General features: G+C 44.2%; 17 protein-coding genes. 6 read left to right on the top strand and 11 right to left on the bottom strand.

Annotated elements, in window-relative coordinates; genetic code table 11:
- Positions 1 to 216: 216 nt before the first annotated feature.
- Entirely contained in the window at positions 217 to 1752 is a 1536-nt protein-coding gene (locus ACVW0P_RS15105; protein ID WP_457132827.1) for a carboxylesterase/lipase family protein, read from the bottom strand.
- A 58-nt stretch (positions 1753 to 1810) separates the two neighbouring features.
- Complete coding sequence (locus ACVW0P_RS15110) at positions 1811 to 4123, bottom strand: glycoside hydrolase family 3 N-terminal domain-containing protein (RefSeq protein WP_457132828.1); 2313 nt, start codon at positions 4121 to 4123, stop codon at positions 1811 to 1813.
- Between the two features lie 199 nt (positions 4124 to 4322).
- Here ACVW0P_RS15110 and ACVW0P_RS15115 point away from each other — a divergent pair, with 199 nt between their 5' ends.
- The gene (locus ACVW0P_RS15115) at positions 4323 to 4889 is read left to right on the top strand and encodes a biliverdin-producing heme oxygenase (protein WP_457132829.1); all 567 of its coding nucleotides are present in this window, start codon (positions 4323 to 4325) and stop codon (positions 4887 to 4889) included.
- 45 nt (positions 4890 to 4934) lie between these two features.
- Here the strand turns inward: ACVW0P_RS15115 and ACVW0P_RS15120 are convergent, their stop codons facing one another.
- Complete coding sequence (locus tag ACVW0P_RS15120) at positions 4935 to 7142, bottom strand: ATP-binding protein (protein WP_457132830.1); 2208 nt, start codon at positions 7140 to 7142, stop codon at positions 4935 to 4937.
- Positions 7143 to 7343: 201 nt separating this feature from the next.
- On the opposite strand from ACVW0P_RS15120, the gene ACVW0P_RS15125 reads away from it, so the two are divergent.
- The 3 genes from ACVW0P_RS15125 (at position 7344) to ACVW0P_RS15135 (ending at position 10571) form a co-directional block, all read left to right on the top strand.
- On the top strand, positions 7344 to 7757 hold the full coding sequence (locus ACVW0P_RS15125; RefSeq protein WP_457132831.1) for a VOC family protein: 414 nt from the start codon (positions 7344 to 7346) through the stop codon (positions 7755 to 7757).
- Positions 7758 to 7980: 223 nt separating this feature from the next.
- Positions 7981 to 9693 carry a DUF3857 domain-containing transglutaminase family protein gene (locus tag ACVW0P_RS15130; protein WP_457132832.1) on the top strand — a complete coding sequence of 571 codons (1713 nt, stop codon included), beginning with the start codon at positions 7981 to 7983 and terminating at the stop codon, positions 9691 to 9693.
- Positions 9681 to 10571 (top strand): DUF2569 domain-containing protein, encoded by an 891-nt coding sequence (locus ACVW0P_RS15135; protein ID WP_457132833.1) that lies wholly within the window; start codon positions 9681 to 9683, stop codon positions 10569 to 10571. The genes ACVW0P_RS15130 and ACVW0P_RS15135 overlap by 13 nt, the downstream gene beginning before the upstream one ends.
- 1 nt (position 10572) lies before the next feature.
- Here ACVW0P_RS15135 and ACVW0P_RS15140 read toward each other — a convergent pair whose 3' ends face one another.
- The 4 genes from ACVW0P_RS15140 to pdeM all read right to left on the bottom strand — a co-directional run bounded on the left by ACVW0P_RS15140 (position 10573) and on the right by pdeM (position 15101).
- A complete protein-coding gene (locus tag ACVW0P_RS15140) occupies positions 10573 to 11850 on the bottom strand; it encodes a DUF3472 domain-containing protein (protein ID WP_457132834.1) in 1278 nt (425 codons plus the stop codon).
- Positions 11851 to 11887: 37 nt separating this feature from the next.
- Complete coding sequence (locus tag ACVW0P_RS15145; RefSeq protein WP_457132835.1) at positions 11888 to 13843, bottom strand: beta-galactosidase trimerization domain-containing protein; 1956 nt, start codon at positions 13841 to 13843, stop codon at positions 11888 to 11890.
- A gap of 73 nt (positions 13844 to 13916) precedes the next feature.
- A complete protein-coding gene (locus tag ACVW0P_RS15150; protein ID WP_354427374.1) occupies positions 13917 to 14351 on the bottom strand; it encodes a CBS domain-containing protein in 435 nt (144 codons plus the stop codon).
- Between the two features lie 84 nt (positions 14352 to 14435).
- Entirely contained in the window at positions 14436 to 15101 is a 666-nt protein-coding gene (gene pdeM, locus ACVW0P_RS15155) for a ligase-associated DNA damage response endonuclease PdeM (RefSeq protein ID WP_457132836.1), read from the bottom strand.
- Positions 15102 to 15214: 113 nt separating this feature from the next.
- Here pdeM and ACVW0P_RS15160 point away from each other — a divergent pair, with 113 nt between their 5' ends.
- Both ACVW0P_RS15160 and ACVW0P_RS15165 read left to right on the top strand, forming a co-directional pair.
- On the top strand, positions 15215 to 15541 hold the full coding sequence (locus ACVW0P_RS15160) for a nucleotide pyrophosphohydrolase (RefSeq protein ID WP_457132837.1): 327 nt from the start codon (positions 15215 to 15217) through the stop codon (positions 15539 to 15541).
- 120 nt (positions 15542 to 15661) lie between these two features.
- A complete protein-coding gene (locus tag ACVW0P_RS15165; protein WP_457132838.1) occupies positions 15662 to 16486 on the top strand; it encodes a DUF4349 domain-containing protein in 825 nt (274 codons plus the stop codon).
- Between the two features lie 73 nt (positions 16487 to 16559).
- On the opposite strand, the gene ACVW0P_RS15170 is transcribed toward ACVW0P_RS15165, so the two are convergent.
- The 4 genes from ACVW0P_RS15170 to ACVW0P_RS15185 are packed head-to-tail and all read right to left on the bottom strand — an operon-like array spanning position 16560 to position 20310.
- On the bottom strand, positions 16560 to 17279 hold the full coding sequence (locus ACVW0P_RS15170) for a 2-phosphosulfolactate phosphatase (protein ID WP_457132839.1): 720 nt from the start codon (positions 17277 to 17279) through the stop codon (positions 16560 to 16562).
- A gap of 27 nt (positions 17280 to 17306) precedes the next feature.
- Positions 17307 to 18386, bottom strand: coding sequence for a glycine cleavage system aminomethyltransferase GcvT (gcvT, locus tag ACVW0P_RS15175; protein ID WP_457132840.1), 1080 nt, complete (start codon positions 18384 to 18386; stop codon positions 17307 to 17309).
- Positions 18387 to 18440: 54 nt separating this feature from the next.
- Positions 18441 to 19634 carry a glycosyltransferase family 4 protein gene (locus ACVW0P_RS15180; protein WP_457132841.1) on the bottom strand — a complete coding sequence of 398 codons (1194 nt, stop codon included), beginning with the start codon at positions 19632 to 19634 and terminating at the stop codon, positions 18441 to 18443.
- A gap of 40 nt (positions 19635 to 19674) precedes the next feature.
- The gene (locus ACVW0P_RS15185; RefSeq protein ID WP_457132842.1) at positions 19675 to 20310 is read right to left on the bottom strand and encodes a ribonuclease HII; all 636 of its coding nucleotides are present in this window, start codon (positions 20308 to 20310) and stop codon (positions 19675 to 19677) included.
- Between the last annotated feature and the right edge of the window lie 26 nt (positions 20311 to 20336).

Consider the following 20336-nt stretch of genomic DNA (forward strand, 5'->3'; position numbering starts at 1 on the left):
GTGTTGAACAAGTATTCAGGTATCGCGCTGTAAATATCACATTTTAAATAATAAATAGATACTATTCAGCTATAATATTAAACGCCAAATAAACTGTATACGAATAATATATATGTAATGCCTGTGTTACTTTTTTCACAAACACCCTGTAGTACCAACTCATTTAAAGCTGTAGGGTTTTTACAGACGCAGTTTTATGACATTTAGGCAACGGAATTACTTCGTCATATCCTTCACCATAAATTCCAATGCTGCTTTGTCGGCTAAGGATTTCCCGACAGGTGCCTCACTTAAATACATGGTTTTTGTTGCTGTGCTATTATACGCAGGCCATAAGGGCAAATGATAACCATTGGGGTTACCCGTTTTAACAAAATTTACCCAGTATTGCGATATGGTGTTTGCCAGCTCATGATCCACCTGTTCAAAGGGGCGATTAAGGAATTTGAGATTGTTGAATACGTAGGCTACTTCGCCGGTATGAAACGCGCCGTACTTTTTAAAATCTTCGGTAGCGGGTAGGCGGCGGGTAAAGCGGTACAGGTAAACCTTTGCTTTGCTTTTGGCGCTTTGCACCTTAGCCCAGGTATAGTTTTGCGTACCGAACGTTTGGTCGCGCGAGATAGCGATCTGCGATTCCTTGGCCTCTTCATCAGTCTTGGCGGGATATAGTTTTAGAAATGCAGCGGCCTTGGCCCCGTATTTTTTTTGCGCATCAGCGCGATAATCTATGCCGTTTCTTAGCTTACCTATAAACGCGTCGTCGGCATTCCAACCTGTTAATACGGGCACCTGGTTCTCTTTATTTGCAGCAAATGTTGCAGCGATACTTTGCGGTAAAACGTAGCCATCAACTATCGGGCGACCGCCAAATTGCTTTAACAAATCATCAGCAGGAAGTTTACGCAGGTCTGCTAAAGACCTTGCACAAAGTTTACCGGCAGTTTTTACGCCCATCTCTTCTGCTTGTTTTAAGGTTGTACCACCAAACGGACCGGCAAGAAAAGCGGCCCCGCTCTCGGCAATGACTTTATTGAAAAGGCTTTTAGCCAATGGCGATGCAACCAGGCTATTCACAGCCATTGAACCCGCCGATTGCCCCGCTACGGTTACATTATTAGGGTCGCCGCCAAATGCAGCGATATTTCGTTTAACCCATTTTAAAGCTGCCACCATATCCATCAGCCCATAGTTGCCTGATGCATGGTTAGGCGATTCTTTGGTCAGTTCGGGGTGAGCCAGGAAACCCAGGATGCCTACCCGGTATGGGGCGCTTACCAGGATAATGCCTTTTTTTGCCAGTGCTTCGCCATCGTAAATAGGCACATTGGTGCCGCCGCTTAGAAAGCCCCCGCCATAGATCCACACCATAACCGCACGTTTTTCGCTCGTAGCTTTGGCACCTGTCCAAACATTTAGGTAAAGGCAATCTTCGCTTAGGGGTTCGTCTTTGATCAGGAACTCGCGGGTGTAAACGCCAAACTCAGTCGGCTTGCCCTGTATAGGGCTTTTGGCAAAATCGGTACATTCTTTTACGCCGGCCCATGGTGTTACAGGTTGGGGCGCTTTCCAACGCAAATCGCCAACGGGAGGCGCGGCAAAAGGTATGCCTTTGAAAATATGGACGCTTTTATCCTCGCTGACCGTCCCCGATATTAAGCCCGCGTTTGTTTTAACAGTTTTAAATGTGGTTTGTGCAAAAGCGGATGAAGCCGCGATCAGCAATAAGGATAAGGTGAGGGTGTGTTTCATATTTATGGTATATTAAGGGGTGGCAACATTTAAAAGTTGCCACCCCTTGTAATGAAATTTACAGTTTTACGGTAGGTTTACTGTATTTGGTTGTGCGGGCATCTTTAATAACGCCTTTCCAGTTTAGGCCGTAGGCAAAATCATATACATGGCCTTCCGAATCTGTGTAGCATTTCATATCGTGCGGTACATCTTCATATTGGGCTTCTACAACTTTCATATCCAAAGGCATCTGCAATGGCAATAAAGCCGATGGTTCTGCCTTGCCGGTCAGGATATCCAAACTCGCCTGGCCTTGTACACCAAAATCAGCGATAATGGCATTGGCGTTTTTTTCAAACTCGCCAAAAACCATTGGGTTGTTCATGTTTACCGATACAATAACCGGTTTGCCCTTCATTTTGGCGTAAGTATCGTTCACCATTGCCAGATCTGTAGTGTTGGTTGATGTTTCTGATTTGCCTTTGTAGCTGCGGTTGGTGAATTTCTCAAGCGGGTCACCACCAGCCAGGCTGATTTCGCGGGCAGTTTCGGCGGTGTATTTGCCGTATTGTAAAGATACCGGCAGGTAACCATTACCGCCTGCTTTGGCATCAGCCTCATCATACCCACCATGGCCAATCGGGCTGGCAATAAATACCAGGGCGTAGTCGGCCTCATCAGCATTTTCGGTCACTTTAAAATATTTTTTAACGATCTCCATATTCACCGGGTACTCCAGCTTTTCCAGATAAGGCATCCCCATGAAGTTTTTACCTGCTGGGATGAACTTTTTAGGCACATAAACCGTCTTACCTGTTTGCAAAGGCAGCAAGTTGGCTTTATTCTTCAGCATCACTATCGATTTCAATTGCGCATCGTAACCCGCCTTCATAAATTCGGCATTACCAACGGTTTTCTTGGTCACCGCTACATCGAGGTATGGGTTCTCAAACAAACCAGTGCGGAAACTCCCCCTTAACAAACGCACCGCAGATTGCTCAAACCTGGCGCGCATAAACGCTTCGCCGTGCTCTTTTATGCCCATTTGGTAGGCTTCTAATACGGGCGCGGCATCATTGTTACCGCCAAATTGGTCAACACCGGCCATCAATATTTTGTAGTGGCGTTGGGCAATGGTAGCTTTCTCCATCCCCCATGATTTACCGGATAGGAAACTGTTGATCACCGTTTCGTCGCCGGTTACCAGCCAATCGGTGCATACTACACCATCATAATGGTATTTGTTACGCAGCAGGTCGGTAATAATATATTTGTTATAGTTGTTAGCCACATTTTCGTGGTTCTTGGTATCCTGGTTAAAGCTGATGGTATAGTAGGGCATCACAGCAGCAGCCATACCTGTTTTACCATTAAGCTTAAACGCGCCTTGTGTAAAAGGTATCAAAGCTTCGTTAAAATTTTTGCCGGGGTAAACGGCGTATTTGCCAAAGCCGTAATGCGCATCACGGCCGCCTTCGCCCGCGCCACCACCCGGCCAGTGTTTTACCATGGCATTAACACTATTGTAGCCCCAGCCATTGTTTAGTTCTTTAACCCCTGTTGATGTTTGGAAACCATCTATATAAGCCCTTGCCATATCTGCCGATAGCTGAGGATCTTCGCCAAAGGTGCCGCTTACACGGTTCCATCGTGGGTCTGTAGAGATATCAACCTGTGGGGATAATGCCGTGGCTATACCTAATGCCCTATACTCTTGCGCGGCTATATTACCAAATTTTTGCGTTTCGGCAGGGTCAAATGTAGCAGCCATGCCTAATGAGCCCGGCCACATGGAAATAGTACCGCCGGCACCGGCGTTAAATTCGGCAGTGGCAACGGTGCCGTGGCGCGGGTCTGAACTGTTATTGGCTGGGATGCCTAAGCCTGTTCCTTCGGCAAATGCCTGCACATTGTTATTCCACTTTGCGGCAACTTCCGGGCTTTGTACCGATGTTACCAGCACGTGGCGCACATTATCTTTTGAAAGGAATTGTTTTTGCTGGTCTGAAAGGTCATACGGGTTAGCACCACTTTCTGAAAAAGGTTTACCACCATAAGTCCCGGCAAACGGCCCAACCGGGATAGACGGGATCATTTGGTGGCGGCTATATAGCATCAAACCAGCAATTTGCTCTACGCTAAGTTTAGAGGCGAGGTCTTTAGCGCGTACATCGACGGGCAAACGCCAGTCTTCGTACTTATCAAGCTTACCATTCTTGTTAAGATCTTTAAAGGCCAGGCCGTCAACCGTAATTATTTTAACACCCGATGCGGTTGAATACCCCAGGCTGCGGCCGCCTTTATTGATTATAAAAGCAACATCGCCATTTTTAATTTCGGTCCATTTTGTTTGCGCCGACGCAAGTGCAGGGAGCAACGCAAGCAGCATTAGATAATTTTTTTCATAAACTATTTCTATTAAATACAGGTAGATTTAGCTTTTAGGCTATTTAATAATTGGTTTTCAACACAATGCATTGCTATTGTGTCATTGGTACACAATTGTAGATAATATTATTTTAAATAACAAGCATTTAAGTAATTAGGCATTTATTAATTTTACCATCATACCATCTACCCCAACATCTATGCTATCAGATAAATTAAAAGAGGAAACCAAGACAAATCACCAGATATTAGAAAAGGCACTTGTAGGTAACCTAAAAGCCATCAGATCAGCGCAGGAGTACATTAATCTGTTAAAATTATTTTACGGTTACTTTGGCGGATTAGAAGTAAAAATTGAGCAGTCGATAAACAAAACCCTTTTGCCGGATAATGATGACCGCCGTAAAACGCAAGCCATTGCCAACGATATTACCAACCTGGATGGTGAAGTGCCTGCCAAAGCAAATGGCGACGCCCTGCCGCGCATTACCAACCATTTAGAAGCGCTTGGTGCATTATATGTGATAGAAGGATCGACCCTTGGAGGCAAGATCATCAGCAAGATGATGCAGCAGCAATTGGGATTGGGCAATAAAGGGATGTCGTTTTTTACCAGTTATGGCGATAATACTGTAGCCATGTGGGACGCTTTTAAAGACGCGCTTAACCAACAGGCTGAAAACCCCGAGCAGGAAGCCGTTATTATTGCCGCCGCCAACCAAACGTTCTTAAAGTTTGGCGAGTGGTTTGAAAAAAATAAAGTTTAATTGCTGGGCGGGTTATTCACCTCCCCGATATAATATCAAAATTGCTTATTTCTTAAACGAGATATTAAACGTTGAACCCAGACCAAGTTCGCTATCTACCCAGATCTTGCCGCGGTGCTTCTCTACAATGCGCTTTACAATGGCAAGGCCCACGCCCGATCCTTCAATGTCCCCTACATTGTCAAGCCTGTTAAACAGCTCGAATATTTTTGTAAGGTGTTTAATATCGATGCCAAGGCCATTATCCGTAATGGTATAAGTCACTTCATTCTCGTTCTCGGTACCCAGTATGCTTACTTTTGGCGGGTTTGATTTGCTTGAATATTTGATGGCGTTACTGATAACGTTTGCAAACACCTGCGATATCATTACCCGGTCGCCCTGTATTTTGGGGGTGTTGCCAATGTGCACACAATCGTCATCAACACCATACACAAGCAGCAGATCGCGCACGGTATCGTGAATCATCTGTGTTGGGTCTATCTCTGTAAAAACCACATCAGAGCGGTTTATGCGCGAGTAATCGAGTACCTCGTTGATCATGGTATTCATCTTATCGGCACCGTTATTAATGCGCTCTAAAATTTTTACAGATTGCGGCTTCATATCCTTATCCCGCAGCAAGATCTGGGCGAAGCTTTTTATGGTTGACAGCGGATTTTTAAGATCGTGCGATATCGTGAAACTAAAAGTGTCAAGTTCCTCGTAGGCCTGTTTCAGTTTCTCATTCAGCATGCGGATCGCGCCAGCCTTTTGGTTAATGGCATAAGTTATCTCGCTGCGTAAACGCACTGCCGATTTCACCTCCTCGTTACTCCATTTTTGTGAAGTACCCGTTACCGTTTGCGACCACTCGTCAAAAGAATTACGTGGCGATATGTGCGCAAGCCCGTTGTTTATATCAATGGTAACAGGTTTCTCGGGGTTGCCCGCCCAATTAATTTTTTGTAATTGTTCTGCCTTAAACCATATTACGTACTCGCCCATCTCCCTGGACAGGACGGTTACCATTATTCCGGATGCCACATCGCGATAGATAGCTGCCTCGGGGAACTCGGCGGGTAGTTTATCGGTATAGTAAAATGTCTCGGCAACGTTGTTTTTTATCCAGTGAACCAGGTTGGTTATTTGTGGCAGTTCGGGAGTTTTGCCGAGGCGGGTGATGTTATTTTCAAATAGCAGTACAGCACCTGTCGCATCAACCGCGTTAAGGACAGTAACGGCATGGCCGGTTAGGGCGTAGTCGATATTATTGTCTTTCAGCATCAGCCTGCTCAATTGGTCAACCGCGCTCTTGTAGCGTTCCTGTAGCTGCTGGTTTTCTTCATCCTGCCTAAACTCAAGTGCCGACGATAGTATTTGCCCAATCAGTTTAGCCGATTCCCTCGAACGGTAGTCTATAAATCTTGGCGAGTAGTTATGGCAGGCTATCAACCCCCAAAGCTCGCCTTTGTAGATCAGCGAGATACTAAAACTGGAGTGCACCCCCATATTTTTGAGGTATTGGATGTGGATAGGAGATACGGCCCGCAAGTGCGAATTGGTCATATCAAGCGGCACCGTATTATGCGCCGCGGTTAATATAGCGGATGGTTCGGTGTTAACATCAGCAATAAGGCGTGTTAAGTTTACTTTATAAAGTTCGCGTGCTTGTTTTGGTATGTCTGATGCGGGGTAATGCAGGCCCAGCCACGATGGAAGTTCCGCGTTTTTTGCTTCAGCAATAACTTCGCCATGCCCGTCTTCGGCAAAGCGGTAAACCATCACCCTATCGTATCCTATTACGCTTTTTACCTGTATAGCGCTATTGTTTAAAAGGTTTTGCAGGTTTTTATCTGCCAGCATTTCTGATATGGATCGGCCTATTAGTTTGTGTACTTCGGTAGTGCTGTCAGATCGTGCCGGCTCAAACTCAAGCAAGTAATAATCTACTGATGTAGATATAATTAAATGGAATGGTTTACCATGAAGATCGGTGTTAAACGGATTGGTTTGCTCAAACCCATTCACTTTACCAAATGTTATAAGGCGGTTTATAAAATCAGGCGGTTCGTTTTTCCCAACCAAATGCTCTATCGCGCTAATATGTTTGCCTAACAAACCCTTCGGGATGTGTTGAAGGTATTCGGCGGCGTTCTCGCTCTCAAAGCAGATGTATCCGTCGCGATCAATAACCAATAAAAAACCATGAGATTGTATTTTTCCAGGGATGTGGATAGGTTCTCTATCGCAGTTTGTAAGATCGATGTTCACAGGCAAGCAGTATAGTGTAGGGCAATATTTTAAACAAATATGAAAAAATATTTGATATTTCCTCCTTTTCAAATTTATAGCGAATGCTTTTCAAGCGTGATGTCGGGATCTACCCTTCAAATGGTCGCGTTGACACCCTGAAGGTATTGTAAAACCGACTTACATTTGCTTATATTTATTAACCAAATAAAACTAAATATCATGACTAAGGAACTATGGATGAACCTGCCGGTTAAAAACATTAACCGCTCAATAGAATTTTTCAAAGCGATTGGTTTCGATATTAAAGATGGGCCGGGTAGCACGGCTACATCTGTTGCGCTATCAATAAGCGAAAAAAACATCATTGTGATGCTTTTCCAGGAAGATGTATTTAAGAATATAACCCAAAACGGCTTGGTTGATACTTCAAAAGCTACAGAGGTAATGTTCAGCTTTGGTGCCGAAAGCCGCGAAGAAGTGGACGAAGTAGCTAAAAAAGTTACCGCTGCCGGTGGTAATGTATTTGCCCCGCCAGCAGAGAATCAAGGCTGGATGTACGGCTGTGCATTTGCCGACCCTGACGGCCACCGCTGGAACGCCCTTTTTATGGATATGAGCAAAATGCCTAAATAAAAAAATTAGTATTAACCTAATCCTATGGCCATGTAAGTCCCTTTAGATGAACCACTGCCGATTGATCTGGTTACCTGCATTGTGCATTACCGCATAAAGGAAGACGAAGAAATTGCTTTGGCGCGAAAAGAAAACATAGCGAATAGTTGACTGCATATTTATTCTAAAAAAGTCACAAAAAATCAAAGCAAGTATGCTTTGATTTTTTTATTTTCATAGCCGTATGCAAAAGGGACTTATCCGCTTTATAACCTTATATATTGTACTGTTTGCCGGCGCTTTACATGCTGCTACGCCGCGATTATATATCTCACCAAAACCGGGATGGCTAAACACATATAAAGCTTATGATAAAAAGGTGGCATCAAGGGATATTACCAACGGATATTTTTACCAGGTTTTTGAGGAGCAGATAAACGTTGAAAAGCAGGCCGATTACACGCATATCGTTAAAGAAATAGTTTCGGAAGCGGGCATCCAAAATGGTTCGTCCATCACCATCGGGTTCGACCCAACATTTGAACGGCTTGATGTGCATGATGTTACCGTTTGGCGTAATAACAAACCCATAAGCCGTTTATCTGCCAAAGCATTTAAAATTATAGCCGACGAAAAAGAACTGTCGCGATTTATTTATCAGGGCAGTTACTCGGCGTATTGCATTTTAGATGACATCCGCAAAGGTGATAAAATTGAATATTCTTATACCATTACAGGCCGCAACCCCATCTTTAATAATAAATTTTTCAGGGACTTGTATTTCCAGTCCACAACACCGTTTGCGCAGGTTTATAAATCGATATTGGTATCTCCAGCGCACAAGCTCTATTTCAAATATTTTAACAAAGCGCCGCAGGCGGCAATATCTGCCAAAAATGGCCTTACCAACTATGAGTGGACCAGCTACCAGGTTTTACCGGCGCCTTATTTTGATAACCAACCCGGTTGGTACAACAATTACGCGTACATACAGGTAAGCGATTACAACAGTTGGAAAGAAGTTACCGATTGGGCATTAAAAGTTAACCCGGTATTACCAATTGTTAGTGGCAAGCTTGCCACCAAGGTTACCGAACTTAAAGCTGCCACTAAAGGGGATAAGGAGAAGTATTTTAGGGCCGCTGTTAAACTGGTGCAAGACGAGGTGCGTTATATGGGTATTGAGTTGGGCGAATATTCGCACCGCGCAAACTCTCCTGAAAGGGTATTTAACCAACGCTACGGAGATTGTAAGGATAAATCATTGTTACTGGCTTCGATTTTACGAGAAGGGGGCATTGATGCCGAAATGGTACTGGTAAATTCGGGGATCAATGGCGAAATAGACAAGTTTATCCCATCGCCCAATGCGTTTAACCATGCTGTTGTTGCTGCTATGGTAAACAATAAACAAGTGTGGGCTGATGCCACCATGTCATACCAGCGCGGCACAGGTACAAATCTATATTTCCCTAATTACGGCAAAGGCCTGATACTAAAACCCGGCAACGATAAATTGACGAATATCGCGCCGGCAAAGGCCGGTAAGATCCAGATCAGGGAGCGTTATACGATAAATGACGAAACCGCCATGGTGCCTTTAGTGGTTACCAGTGTTTACACCTTAAACGAGGCGGATAAAATAAGGGACAGGCTGGCGTCATCCAGCATGAGCGAAACCGAAAAAGCTTATCTGGCTTATTATACAAAAATACATCCCAAAATTGAGCAGAGCGATTCCCTTACGGTTATTGATGATGAAGAAAACAACAAAGTTACCACCATTGAGCATTACCGCATAACCGGGCTATTGAAAAAAAGCAAAGAAGAAGGGAAGTTTACCGCCGGCTTTTTTGCAAACACTATAAACGAACAGCTACCCGCTATACCTAACAAGGCAGAAAGCCCCGTAGCTTTATCTTTCCCGTTAATCTTGATTACACCATGCAGGTTGTAATGCCCAATGGATGGAACATAGAGAATGAACATAACGAAGTAAAACGTGATGCTTACCACTTTGAGTCACAATCATCAACAGACAATGATACCCTGTCGTTAAATTACACCCTCTCTTTTCTTAAGGATTTTATACCCGTAAATAAGCTGGATGAAACCCGCGACGACGTTAAAAAAATAGCTGATGATGAACTGTCCTACAGTTTCACTTACACGCCGGATGTTACCAAGGTTCCGTTCCGTTTAAATTACTGGATGCTTATTGCAGTAGTATTATTTGCATCAGGGCTGGTTTTTCTGGGCAGGCGAATTTACAGTACCAAAACCAATTGTACAGCAAACCTGCACTGGCGCTATCAGCCACAAATTGGCGGCTGGCTTATCTTGGTTGCTATAGGGCTTTGCCTCACGCCCATTTTAATACTTGGCGGCATGGTCACTAATGATTTTTTTGGCCTAAACAGGTGGGGTATAACACTACCCGGCATGCCAAAATATTGGTATAATGCAGCTTTAACCTTCGAGGTTTTAGGAAATGTATTTTCGATATGCTATGCAAGTTTTTGTTTCTTCTTGCTAATAAAGCGTCGTGATATATTCCCCAAACTGGTAATTGGCTTATATGCCTATTTTGTAGTTTTTCAATTTGTAGACTATATTCTGTTGCAGAACACAGGTGTTGATGTAAGAGCCGAAGATGGTAAAGACCTTATGCGCGCCATGGTTGCCGCCGCCATTTGGATCCCCTATTTTATAAAAAGCACGCGGGTACAAAAAACTTTTATTGTGCCTTACCCGGTAAATAAGTATGTGTTTGATACCAACGTAACTGCGCTACCCGAAACAGAACAGATAGAAGAAGAGACGAAGGACGAATAAGTTATCGCGGCAGCGTTTTAAAGTCGATTAAAGGCGGATCATATGCGTTTTTTGGTGAAAATTTTTGATTTAAGGGTGCCAGGTCGTCAAAAAATCCACCGTTACGCAGGTATAGTTTGCCATCCTTTACGCCACCCGAGTAATCTTTACGATAATTTTTGCGGGCGGTTTCATCGCCGGTATATGTTACGCCATTTATAGAATGGAAGCGCCCTTGCGCATCGCCAAGCCATTGATTGGTAAAATATGCCATGCGGGCCTTATCGCCATTACCGGGTTCAAAGTTTTCTACAAAGGAGTACAGATCATTCAAGTAACGTTTAGTTTTGGGGCGAAGGAAGCTTGCGATAAGCAGCCATTTTTCGCTGCCCTTTTCTTTGAACCAAGCAGTGTAGTTAGTTGTATTTTCAGTCGAATTAGGCTCGGCCTCTAATAAAAATGCATAAGTTTTACCTGCTTGCCATGGGTATTGCAGATAGCTTTGGCCGCCCGAGCCTTCGTCGCCAAACTCACCACCATGTACTGCCGGGCCTTTGCTTAACAGTTTTATTCGCAGGCTGTCGGGGATACCTTTTGGGTCATCGGTAGTAAATGGGCTCCATACAGAAAACAGCACGCGGCGCTCAGTTGGGGTGTTTACCTGCATGCCAAAATATCCGCCGCTAAATCCATCTGCCATAAAGTAGGAGCCAATTACATCTATTTTTTGCGGAACGGTTATCTCGTTATAAAACCACTTAACATCGTTTTTAATACTATCGGGTATTGCATACCGCAAATGCACCGATGGCCCGCGCCGCCCGAAATGGAATGATGAACCGGGTTTTACATAGGTAAGTTTATTATCTGCGTTTACGCTGTCTACGATCAAATCGGTAACGTCAGCATAAATGCTACCAGTTTTACTTATCCCCTTTAGGTCAACCTTGATGTAGCCTGATTTTAGGATAGATAGGTTGCCTACACTCACCGTATCATAGGCAGTATTATTAAACTTTTTGGTGAAAACAGTTTTGCCAAAAAAAACATTTATCACGCTATTGCCATTAGGCACACGCAGGCGTAAGGCCAATTTAATAGTTTGTGGATTGGAAACCCTAAAATAAATACTTGTGATATCTTTTGGGCTTTTCCAATTGGTCAAACCGTCATCTGCAATGGTGGCGCCACCTTTAGCCCAGGCATTGCCACCAAGTGGAATGATGGCTTTTATTGATTGCGCATCAACAATAATATTATTGAAAAATAGAATAGAAGCAAGTAGCAGTAAGTTTTTCATTTGCCTTTGAATTGAAAACGCTAAGATAAAACATAACTTATACCCATTTTATCACCAGTGTTTCATCGGCTTCTATACTGATGTGGTTGCCGCCTATTTTACCGCCGCTGTTGGCAAAAATCACCATGGGTTGGCGCTGGGTTTGGGTAATTAGCTTAAACTCGCGGCGGGCATCAGCTTTATTAACGATGATGGTTACAAGGTGCCCGTGGTTCTTTAGTACTTTCATTAATACACCTTTCTGCGGCTCTTCAAAAACAAAGGGCAGGTTTAAGGTGCTATGATCTGCTATTTTCGCCAGGAACATGTTCAGGTGATTATAATCGCCCAGGATGCGGCTACCTAATCCTACAAGCGATGGCAGCCAATAAACTATTCCTTTTCCAAAGGTGTTTTGTGTGGCAATAACGTTATCGCCGTGGTAAGCAAGCGCGGTTGCTGTTGTAGCTTTTAACTCGCCGCGCCATTGGTAGGCGGACAGCGCTATGCCATCTGCAATTAATTCTTCTATTTTATCGATAGCTTTATATTCTAACACATCACCCCCAAACAAGTTGCGTAAAGGTAAACCAAGGCGCGTAGTGGCAACAGCATTTTCGTCGTAATAGCCTGTTAAACCGTCGGCAATTAGTTTGCCGCCCTTCTGTACAAAAGCTTCCAGTAATTGCCAGTATTTAGAGGGAATTGAAATTTGATGCGCTAAAATAATAACTGACCCGGTGTAGTTATCTTGATTAAAATCATATTCGCCTATTTCTTTAAAATTAGCTTGCACACCGGCCTCGCTTAAGGCCTCGTAATAAGCGATTGCCGATTTCATAACTCCACCCTCGTTGCGCCCATCAAAGCTTTTGCCGCCCATTTGTAGCTTCTTTTCTACCCAAAGTGATTCGCGGGTATAAAGAATTTTGATGCCGGATGCTACTTCTTTTGCATCCTCAAAAAATGCGATGTGATCGTTCAGGGTGCTTATAACCCCGGTGGTAGCCTGCAACCTGTCTGATGGTTCATTATGATAATTCAGCATGCCCCACTCGCCGGCTTCTATACCGGATGAGCGTGGGTTAAGGCACCAGAATATGGCGCCCTTGCTTTCGCTGCCAATAGCTATCCAAAGCCACTGCGCTATTTCTTCTTTGGTAGGGCAAAGCGGCAAAAAGCCACTGTAAGTATTGTTGCCGCCCTGCAACTCGGTCATAAACCAGGGGATTTCGCCTGCTCCCGAGCGAATGATCTCGCAGTTGGCCGCAACCGCTAATGCGTATTGGTGACGGCTAAAATAACCAAAGTGCCAGCTTGCATGTGCCGAGCCGCCAAGGCTGGTTAAAAAGCTGCGCCAGGCAGTAAAATCATATTCGGCCACGTGGGTGAATATGGCGTGGTTGTTTACATGGATAATACTATCCGGATCGTGTTTATGTATCTCATTGATAAGCCATTGCAGGAACCAGGTGTTATAGTAAAGGTGGAAACGCTCGTCGGCAAAATCAAAGTGGTCATATCCGCCGCTGTTATAATCAAAGGCGGCCTGTGCTGCTTTCCATTCTCTAAATTTATCGGTAGCAAATTGCTCTTGTGGGAAATGCCCAACGCCGGGCTCGTTTACCGGCACCCAGCCATAGCAAGATTCGAACTGTTTAAAATGCCCAACCACGTTTTCTACATATCGCGCGATAGCACTCAGATGATCTTCATCCTTGGGGAATTTTAAGCCCCCCAGATCCGTAAAGGCAGTAGCTGGGAACAGGTTTCCATAAACTTTAATGCCATACTTATCAGCAGCTTTGTAGGCCTCGTCAAACAAAGTAAAATCCCATTTGCCATCGGCAAGGTGCATATAAGTCTCAAACAGGCGGATACGGGTGACCGTCATACCTGCTTCCCGGAGCCGTTTAAACCAAAGGTCAATTTCTTTGGGCGTTTGCCCGGGCTCGATAAAAACCTCGGCACCTATCATCATTGGGGTAGCCTGCTGTTTGGAAGTGTACTGCATAAATAAATATAGAGCATAATTCGCCCCCGGAAACGAATAACTTTTTAAAGCAGGAATGGTTTTAAAACGCGGTTTATGTAGACTGGATGTAGCTATGCAGCTGCTCTATGGTTTCCTTTTGCGAGTGGATGGTTTCGTAAACCAGATCGTTAATAGATACGATGCCACAAAGGTTTTGCTCTTTATCAAAAACCGGCAGGTAACGAATGTTCCGCTCGCTCATGATCAGCATGCAGCTATCCACGGTAGATTCGGGCGTAATATGCGGGAGGCCGTTACTCATAATCTCGCCAACGGTGGTATCGTCAGAGTGTTTACCCATCAATATGATCTTACGGGCGTAATCGCGTTCGGTTACCAGGCCAAGGTATTGGTCATCTTCGGTCACTACTACCGAGCCTATATTTTTTTCGGCCATCAGCTTAAGTACATCTAAAACGGTGGTTTTGGCAGGTACAGCAATAACATTGCTCCCTTTACGGGCAAGGATGTGTTTTACGCTTTTCATATAAATTCAGGTTATTGGAGACCTCAATTTACTAATAACTAATAGAAAAACAACAAGTTATATTAAAATAATAATTTTTCAGGTTCAACTTATGGCGATAACCTTATCTGTAAGTACGCCAAAAACTTTATCATCTTTTCGGCTCAGGATAGCCACTTTGCCGGTAAATTTACCGAAAGAGGGTAGTATAGCCTGGTATTTCCCAAAGGCAAAGCATGGCAACGTTACCTTTTGCCTGCCCTTGCCAACTAAGCTTACGCCGGGGTGGATGTGCCCGCATAAAACGTAGCCATCCTCATCTTTCGTCTCCGGGTCGGGCAGTGGGTGATGTAACATCAGGAACGGCCCCATCACCAGTTTTATTTGAAGTACGATGCCCAGGTCGTTATAATGTTTATCGCTGATAATATCGTGATTGCCTTTTATCAGGATGATCTCCAGCTTTGAAAACTGACTGCGCCAAAGCACAAACCAATCCCAGTCGTTATTCATATCGCTATGGAAAAGGTCACCCAGGAAAATCAGCTTTGCGGGTTTATGCTCGTATATCAGGTCGGATAGCATGGCAAGGTCATCCTGCTCCATATTTCGGGGGATAGCGATTCCTGCCTTACGGAAATGCCCCACCTTACCAAAATGCACATCAGTTACTATCAGTGCATTTTCTTGCGTCCAGTAAATTGCCTTTTGTGGTAACAGTAAAAGATCCTGGTCTAAAAAACAGAAAGGTGTACCCGCACTCATCGTCATATCGGGGGCAAAGATAAAGGTTTTAAAGCCTCTCCCCAACCCTCTCCGAGGGAGAGGGAGCTTAAAATACCGGCTTAAGGGTTGAGGTTTCCAAATTTAATATATCTTGCCTCATGGAAATTAAACAAGCCCAGCAGCTGGTTGAAGACTGGATAAAAACAACCGGCGTACGTTATTTTAACGAGCTTACCAACACCGCCATGCTAATGGAAGAGGTTGGCGAGGTTGCACGCATCATGGCCAGGCAGTACGGCGAGCAATCGTTTAAACCATCAGACAAGAAGGTTAACCTTGCGGATGAAATGGCCGATGTGCTATTTGTACTGATCTGCCTGGCCAACCAAACCGGTGTAGACCTGACAGACGCGTTAGAGAAAAACATGCAAAAGAAAAGCATCCGCGATGCCGACAGGCATAAGAATAATGAGAAGTTAAAATAGCTTTTTTCATTATATAATTCTATAAATTAAAGTAAAACAGAATATAATTCTGTTTTACTTTAAAAATCAAAATATAATAATGTAGATTTGGCTAAACCAGTTAATCTATATATTATTATTATGAAAAAGTGTTTTTTTATCCTAATCGCCGTAATTGTAGCCTTTACAGCTTGTAACCACAAATCAAACAACGGAGAGCAAGCTGTTTCCATATCCGAGGTTCGTCTTCAACCACATGTTGTAAAGCCTGACGAAGAGTCCAAAGAAAAAAGCATGGCTTTTGAGACGCCGATAGTCGTTGACGAACCTCTTGGCAATGCTGATGTAAACCAAGTTGCCGTGGCTAAACCCATCAATGTTGCGAAAAAAATCATTAAAGAGGGTGAAATGCGATTTGAGACGAACGATGTTGCCCAAACCCGCAAGCAAATCATCAGCTCATTAAAGAAACTTGGCGGTTACGCCGAGGACGACAGCGAGACAACTGATGGCGGGATAGGGAGCAAGGAATATACGTTGCTAATTCGCCTGCCCGCAAAAAGCTTTGATGCTTTTTTAGGGACGGTATCATCAACAGCCGCCAAAATAGATAGCCGCAACATCCGCATTAAAGATATTACCACGCAATTCATAGATACTAAAACACGGTTGGATAATAAGTTACAATTAGAAAAACGTTATCTGAACTTGCTAAACCGAGCGGGCAAAATGCGCGACCTGCTGGACATTGAGGAAAAGCTAACCGAGATCCGCAGTGACATTGAGGCCACCCAAGGCCAGTTGAATTATATGAGCAAACAGGTTGAATATAGCTCGTTAACAATTACATTTTATACCAAACAGCCCGAGCAGGTTGCCGCAGGTAATGGCTTTGGTTATAAGCTTAAAAGCGCATTAATAAGTGGATGGGAATCTTTACAAAGCCTGTTTTTGGGTTTATTATGAGGTTGGTATCTACTGCTGATAATAGCCGTGCTGATTATATGGATAAAAAAATGGAAAGGAAAAAGAAGACTTGCTAAGCAAGCCTAATCAACTTCTCGCCTTCTAAAACAGGGATGGCGGTTGTAAGGTCAACCTGCAGGCAAAAGGCAATATCTTTTTCGATGCCTAATTTTTTGAGTCGTTCGCCGTGCGATGTTTTGCTTAGGTATTGGCCGATGTTGGCTTTGCCTATCTGGAAAAGGTCATTAGCTGCAATTGCCGGGTCATCAAGCATAAAGCCGTTGCCTTTTAACTGCTCGATAACTGCTCCTGCAAAAAGGGTATCTTCCAGATTGAAATTGTTTTTCCACCCGGCGCAAACCAGCAGGATATTTTCCTGCTGCGTTTTTAACCAGTTGCAAAGGGCGGTTAAATTAAGGAACGAGCCAATAACGACCTTTTTTGCGCTGCGCGATAAGTGCAGGGCGTGAGTGCCGTTTGTAGTGGTAAGTACAACCGTTTTGCCCGCTACCTTTTCGGCGGTGTACGAGAACGGCGAATTGCCAAAATCAAAACCATCTACCACTTTACCATCGCGCTCTGCAGCGATGAGGTAGTTTAACCCCTTCTCGAGGTAAGCGGCGCATTCTTCCACTTCAGATACGGGGATAATGGCATCCGCACCGTTCTCGATCCCATAACAAATAGACGATGTCGCCCTGAAAATATCTATAACTACTACAATATAATCCGAAACGTTATACAACGGTATAAGGGCAGGAGAAAGGCAAACGTCTAAAGCTTTCGCAATCATTGGGTATTGTAATAAAGGGCGAAGCCCCTATTTATAAAACGGTGGCTTTACAACCTGAGCTTTTACTTTATTATCGCGGATAAGGATGTAGATCTCGGTTCCTTCTTTAGCAAATTCGTTTTTAACGTAACCCAGGCCAATTGCTTTTTGTAATGATGGCGATTGGGTACCCGACGTTACTTTACCAATAACATTTCCGTCGGCATCAACTATCTGGTAATCGTGGCGTGGGATGCCGCGGTCTACCATTTCAAAGCCGATAAGTTTCCGCGCTACACCGGCTGCTTTTTGTTGTTGTAATGCCTCGGAGTTGGTAAACTCCTTGCTAAATTTGGTAACCCAGCCAAGGCCGGCTTCTAAAGGTGAAGTGGTATCGTCAATATCGTTACCGTAAAGGCAAAAGCCCATCTCTAAACGCAGGGTATCACGCGCTGCCAAACCAATTGGTTTGATACCGAATGGCTCACCGGCTTTTAATACTTCGCTCCAGATAAATTCGGCATGCTCGTTATCGAAATAGATCTCGAAACCACCTGCGCCGGTATAACCCGTGGCAGAAACTACTACGTTATCAATCCCCGCAAATTTACCTTTGGTAAATGTATAGTACTCCATCGAAGCCAGATCGATTTCTGTTAAGCTTTGCAAAGCATCTGCAGCTTTAGGGCCTTGTACCGCAAGTAAAGATGTACGTTCTGAGATATCTTTCATCTCCACACCTTCGGTGTTAAATTTGCTGATCCAGTTCCAATCTTTCTCGATGTTTGAAGCGTTTACAACCAGCATGTAGGTCTTCTCGTCCATACGGTAAACCAACAAGTCGTCTACAATGCCGCCGTCTTCGTTTGGCAGGCAAGAGTACTGCACCTTGCCATCATATAATTTCGATGCATCGTTGCTGGTAACACGCTGGATGAGGTCAAGTGCTTTTTCGCCTTTCAAAATAAACTCGCCCATGTGGCTCACATCAAATACACCTACGCTCTTGCGCACGGTATCGTGTTCGGCGTTTATGCCAACGTATTGTACGGGCATATTGTAGCCCGCAAAAGGCACCATTTTAGCACCCAGATTGGTATGTATTTGTGTTAACGCTGTATTTTTCATGGTGAAAATTATATCACGGCAAAAATAGCAAAATAGCTGTAGTACGCGGGTAGTTTATATAATTGATTGATAAAAATCGGCAAGCTGTTGTGTAATGGTATTCACATCGTGCTGCTGCTCTATAAGGCGGCGCGCGTTGCGGCCAATTTCGCGGCAGTAATGTTCGTCGGTAATGCATCTTTTCATGGCGCGATGGAAATCGTCGGTATTGTTGGCGATAATAATATTTTTACCGTTCTGGATATTGATCCCTTCAGCACCAAGGGTGGTAGAGATGATGCATTTTTCCATTGCCATACCCTCCACAATTTTTACCCGCATGCCGCCACCGGATAGCAGCGGAACGATCATGATAGATTTGCTGTTCACAAATTCAAGTGCATTATCAACCTCGCCATGTATGAACACCTTCCCCAGCACTTCATAATCATCAAACCGCTCGGGGATGTTATGGCCTGCTACATAAAACTTGGCTTTCAGGTCGCCGTCGATTAGGTCTTTATGGAAATTATCTATAAACCACTCTATGCCCTCGCGGTTGGGCAGCCAATCCAGCGAGCCCAGGAAAAACAGGCTTGGGAAATCTTCTTTGCTGTGGTCGGGTTTATATAGCGAAAGGGCTATCCCGATAGGCAAAACCGTTAACGGTATTTTAGTACCGAATGACAGCATGGATGTTTTATCCTGATCGGTAAATACTACTATGCCGTCAAACTTATTTAGCAACTCCAACTCGTAGTTTTTGATTCGGCGGGCAAGTAGCTGCAGATACCAGCGTTTAAACGGGTCACTTTTTTGCTGGGCCAGCTTTTGCCAAACCTGGTGCTCGATGTTATGCGCCCTGAAAATTATTTTTGCCTTTGAGTTTTTGCGAATCACATCCAGGTAGGGCGCCACAAATATCCCCTCTAACTGGACAATGTCGTACTTGTTGTCTGTTAAATTCCTGAACAGCAGCTTCTCGAAGCCGGCATTATAATACTTATCAATATTGTAAGAGTTATTAGTAAACAGGTTGCTCACCGCCTCTATCATGGTTACGCGGGTGTCGATATTGTACTCGGTATAGTTTATCTTTTCAAGTAGCTCATCGCGCTCACGGGGGGCGCTGTTCTTTTTTACGTTGAGGGATATCAGGGTAACGTCGTGCCCAAGCGCTACCAAACCTTTTATGGTATTGCCTACCACAATAGGGTAACCACCATTCTGCGGAAACGGCGTGCGGTGGGTTAGTATTAATATCCTCAAAACAAAAGGTCAGTTGGTTGCTGTAAAGGTATTAAACCCTTTAGGCTTTAACAATTATCTCTTCAGAAATAGGGATGCCCGGCTGGGTTACTTTAAATGTTTTACGGTGATATGGCGTGTGCCCGTGTTGCAGCACCATTTTACGGTGACTGATGGTTGGGTAGCCTTTATTGCTGTGCCATTCGTACTCGGGATGTTCTAAAGCGATTTGCTTCATGTAATCGTCCCGGTAAGTTTTAGCGAGGATAGATGCTGCCGCGATACTAAAATATTTTGCATCGCCTTCAACAATACAGTGGTGTGGGGTATCTCGGTATTTATTGAAACGGTTACCATCTATAATTAAAAACTGTGGGATGCAAAGTAACTTATCAATAGCGCGGTGCATGGCCAGGAATGACGCGTTCAGGATGTTGATCTCGTCTATTTCGATATTATCGCACCAGGCAACGGCATGGGCAATGGCTTTTTCTTCTATCTCTATACGGAGTTGGTAGCGGGTTTCTTCGGTTAATTGCTTAGAATCGTTTAGCAGGTGGTGGTCAAAATCACGGGGGAGAATTACTGCGGCCGCAAATACAGGCCCCGCAAGGCAACCACGACCGGCTTCGTCACATCCGGCTTCAACAAACTCGTGCTGGTACCTTGCTAATAAAACCCGTTCGCTCTTTTTCACTTGTGCAAATATCTTAAAATAATTGG

This window comes from Mucilaginibacter sp. UYNi724 (assembly GCF_054057495.1).

Bases quoted from the DNA above. Each gene is read 5' to 3' on its own strand.
- ACVW0P_RS15105 (WP_457132827.1), bottom strand. From the start codon at position 1,752: ATGAAACACACCCTCACCTTATCCTTATTGCTGATCGCGGCTTCATCC.
- ACVW0P_RS15110 (WP_457132828.1), bottom strand. From the start codon at position 4,123: ATGCTGCTTGCGTTGCTCCCTGCACTTGCGTCGGCGCAAACAAAATGG.
- ACVW0P_RS15115 (WP_457132829.1), top strand. From the start codon at position 4,323: ATGCTATCAGATAAATTAAAAGAGGAAACCAAGACAAATCACCAGATA.
- ACVW0P_RS15125 (WP_457132831.1), top strand. From the start codon at position 7,344: ATGACTAAGGAACTATGGATGAACCTGCCGGTTAAAAACATTAACCGC.
- ACVW0P_RS15130 (WP_457132832.1), top strand. From the start codon at position 7,981: ATGCAAAAGGGACTTATCCGCTTTATAACCTTATATATTGTACTGTTT.
- ACVW0P_RS15135 (WP_457132833.1), top strand. From the start codon at position 9,681: ATGCAGGTTGTAATGCCCAATGGATGGAACATAGAGAATGAACATAAC.
- ACVW0P_RS15140 (WP_457132834.1), bottom strand. From the start codon at position 11,850: ATGAAAAACTTACTGCTACTTGCTTCTATTCTATTTTTCAATAATATT.
- ACVW0P_RS15145 (WP_457132835.1), bottom strand. From the start codon at position 13,843: ATGCAGTACACTTCCAAACAGCAGGCTACCCCAATGATGATAGGTGCC.
- ACVW0P_RS15150 (WP_354427374.1), bottom strand. From the start codon at position 14,351: ATGAAAAGCGTAAAACACATCCTTGCCCGTAAAGGGAGCAATGTTATT.
- pdeM (WP_457132836.1), bottom strand. From the start codon at position 15,101: ATGACGATGAGTGCGGGTACACCTTTCTGTTTTTTAGACCAGGATCTT.
- ACVW0P_RS15160 (WP_457132837.1), top strand. From the start codon at position 15,215: ATGGAAATTAAACAAGCCCAGCAGCTGGTTGAAGACTGGATAAAAACA.
- ACVW0P_RS15165 (WP_457132838.1), top strand. From the start codon at position 15,662: ATGAAAAAGTGTTTTTTTATCCTAATCGCCGTAATTGTAGCCTTTACA.
- ACVW0P_RS15170 (WP_457132839.1), bottom strand. From the start codon at position 17,279: ATGATTGCGAAAGCTTTAGACGTTTGCCTTTCTCCTGCCCTTATACCG.
- gcvT (WP_457132840.1), bottom strand. From the start codon at position 18,386: ATGAAAAATACAGCGTTAACACAAATACATACCAATCTGGGTGCTAAA.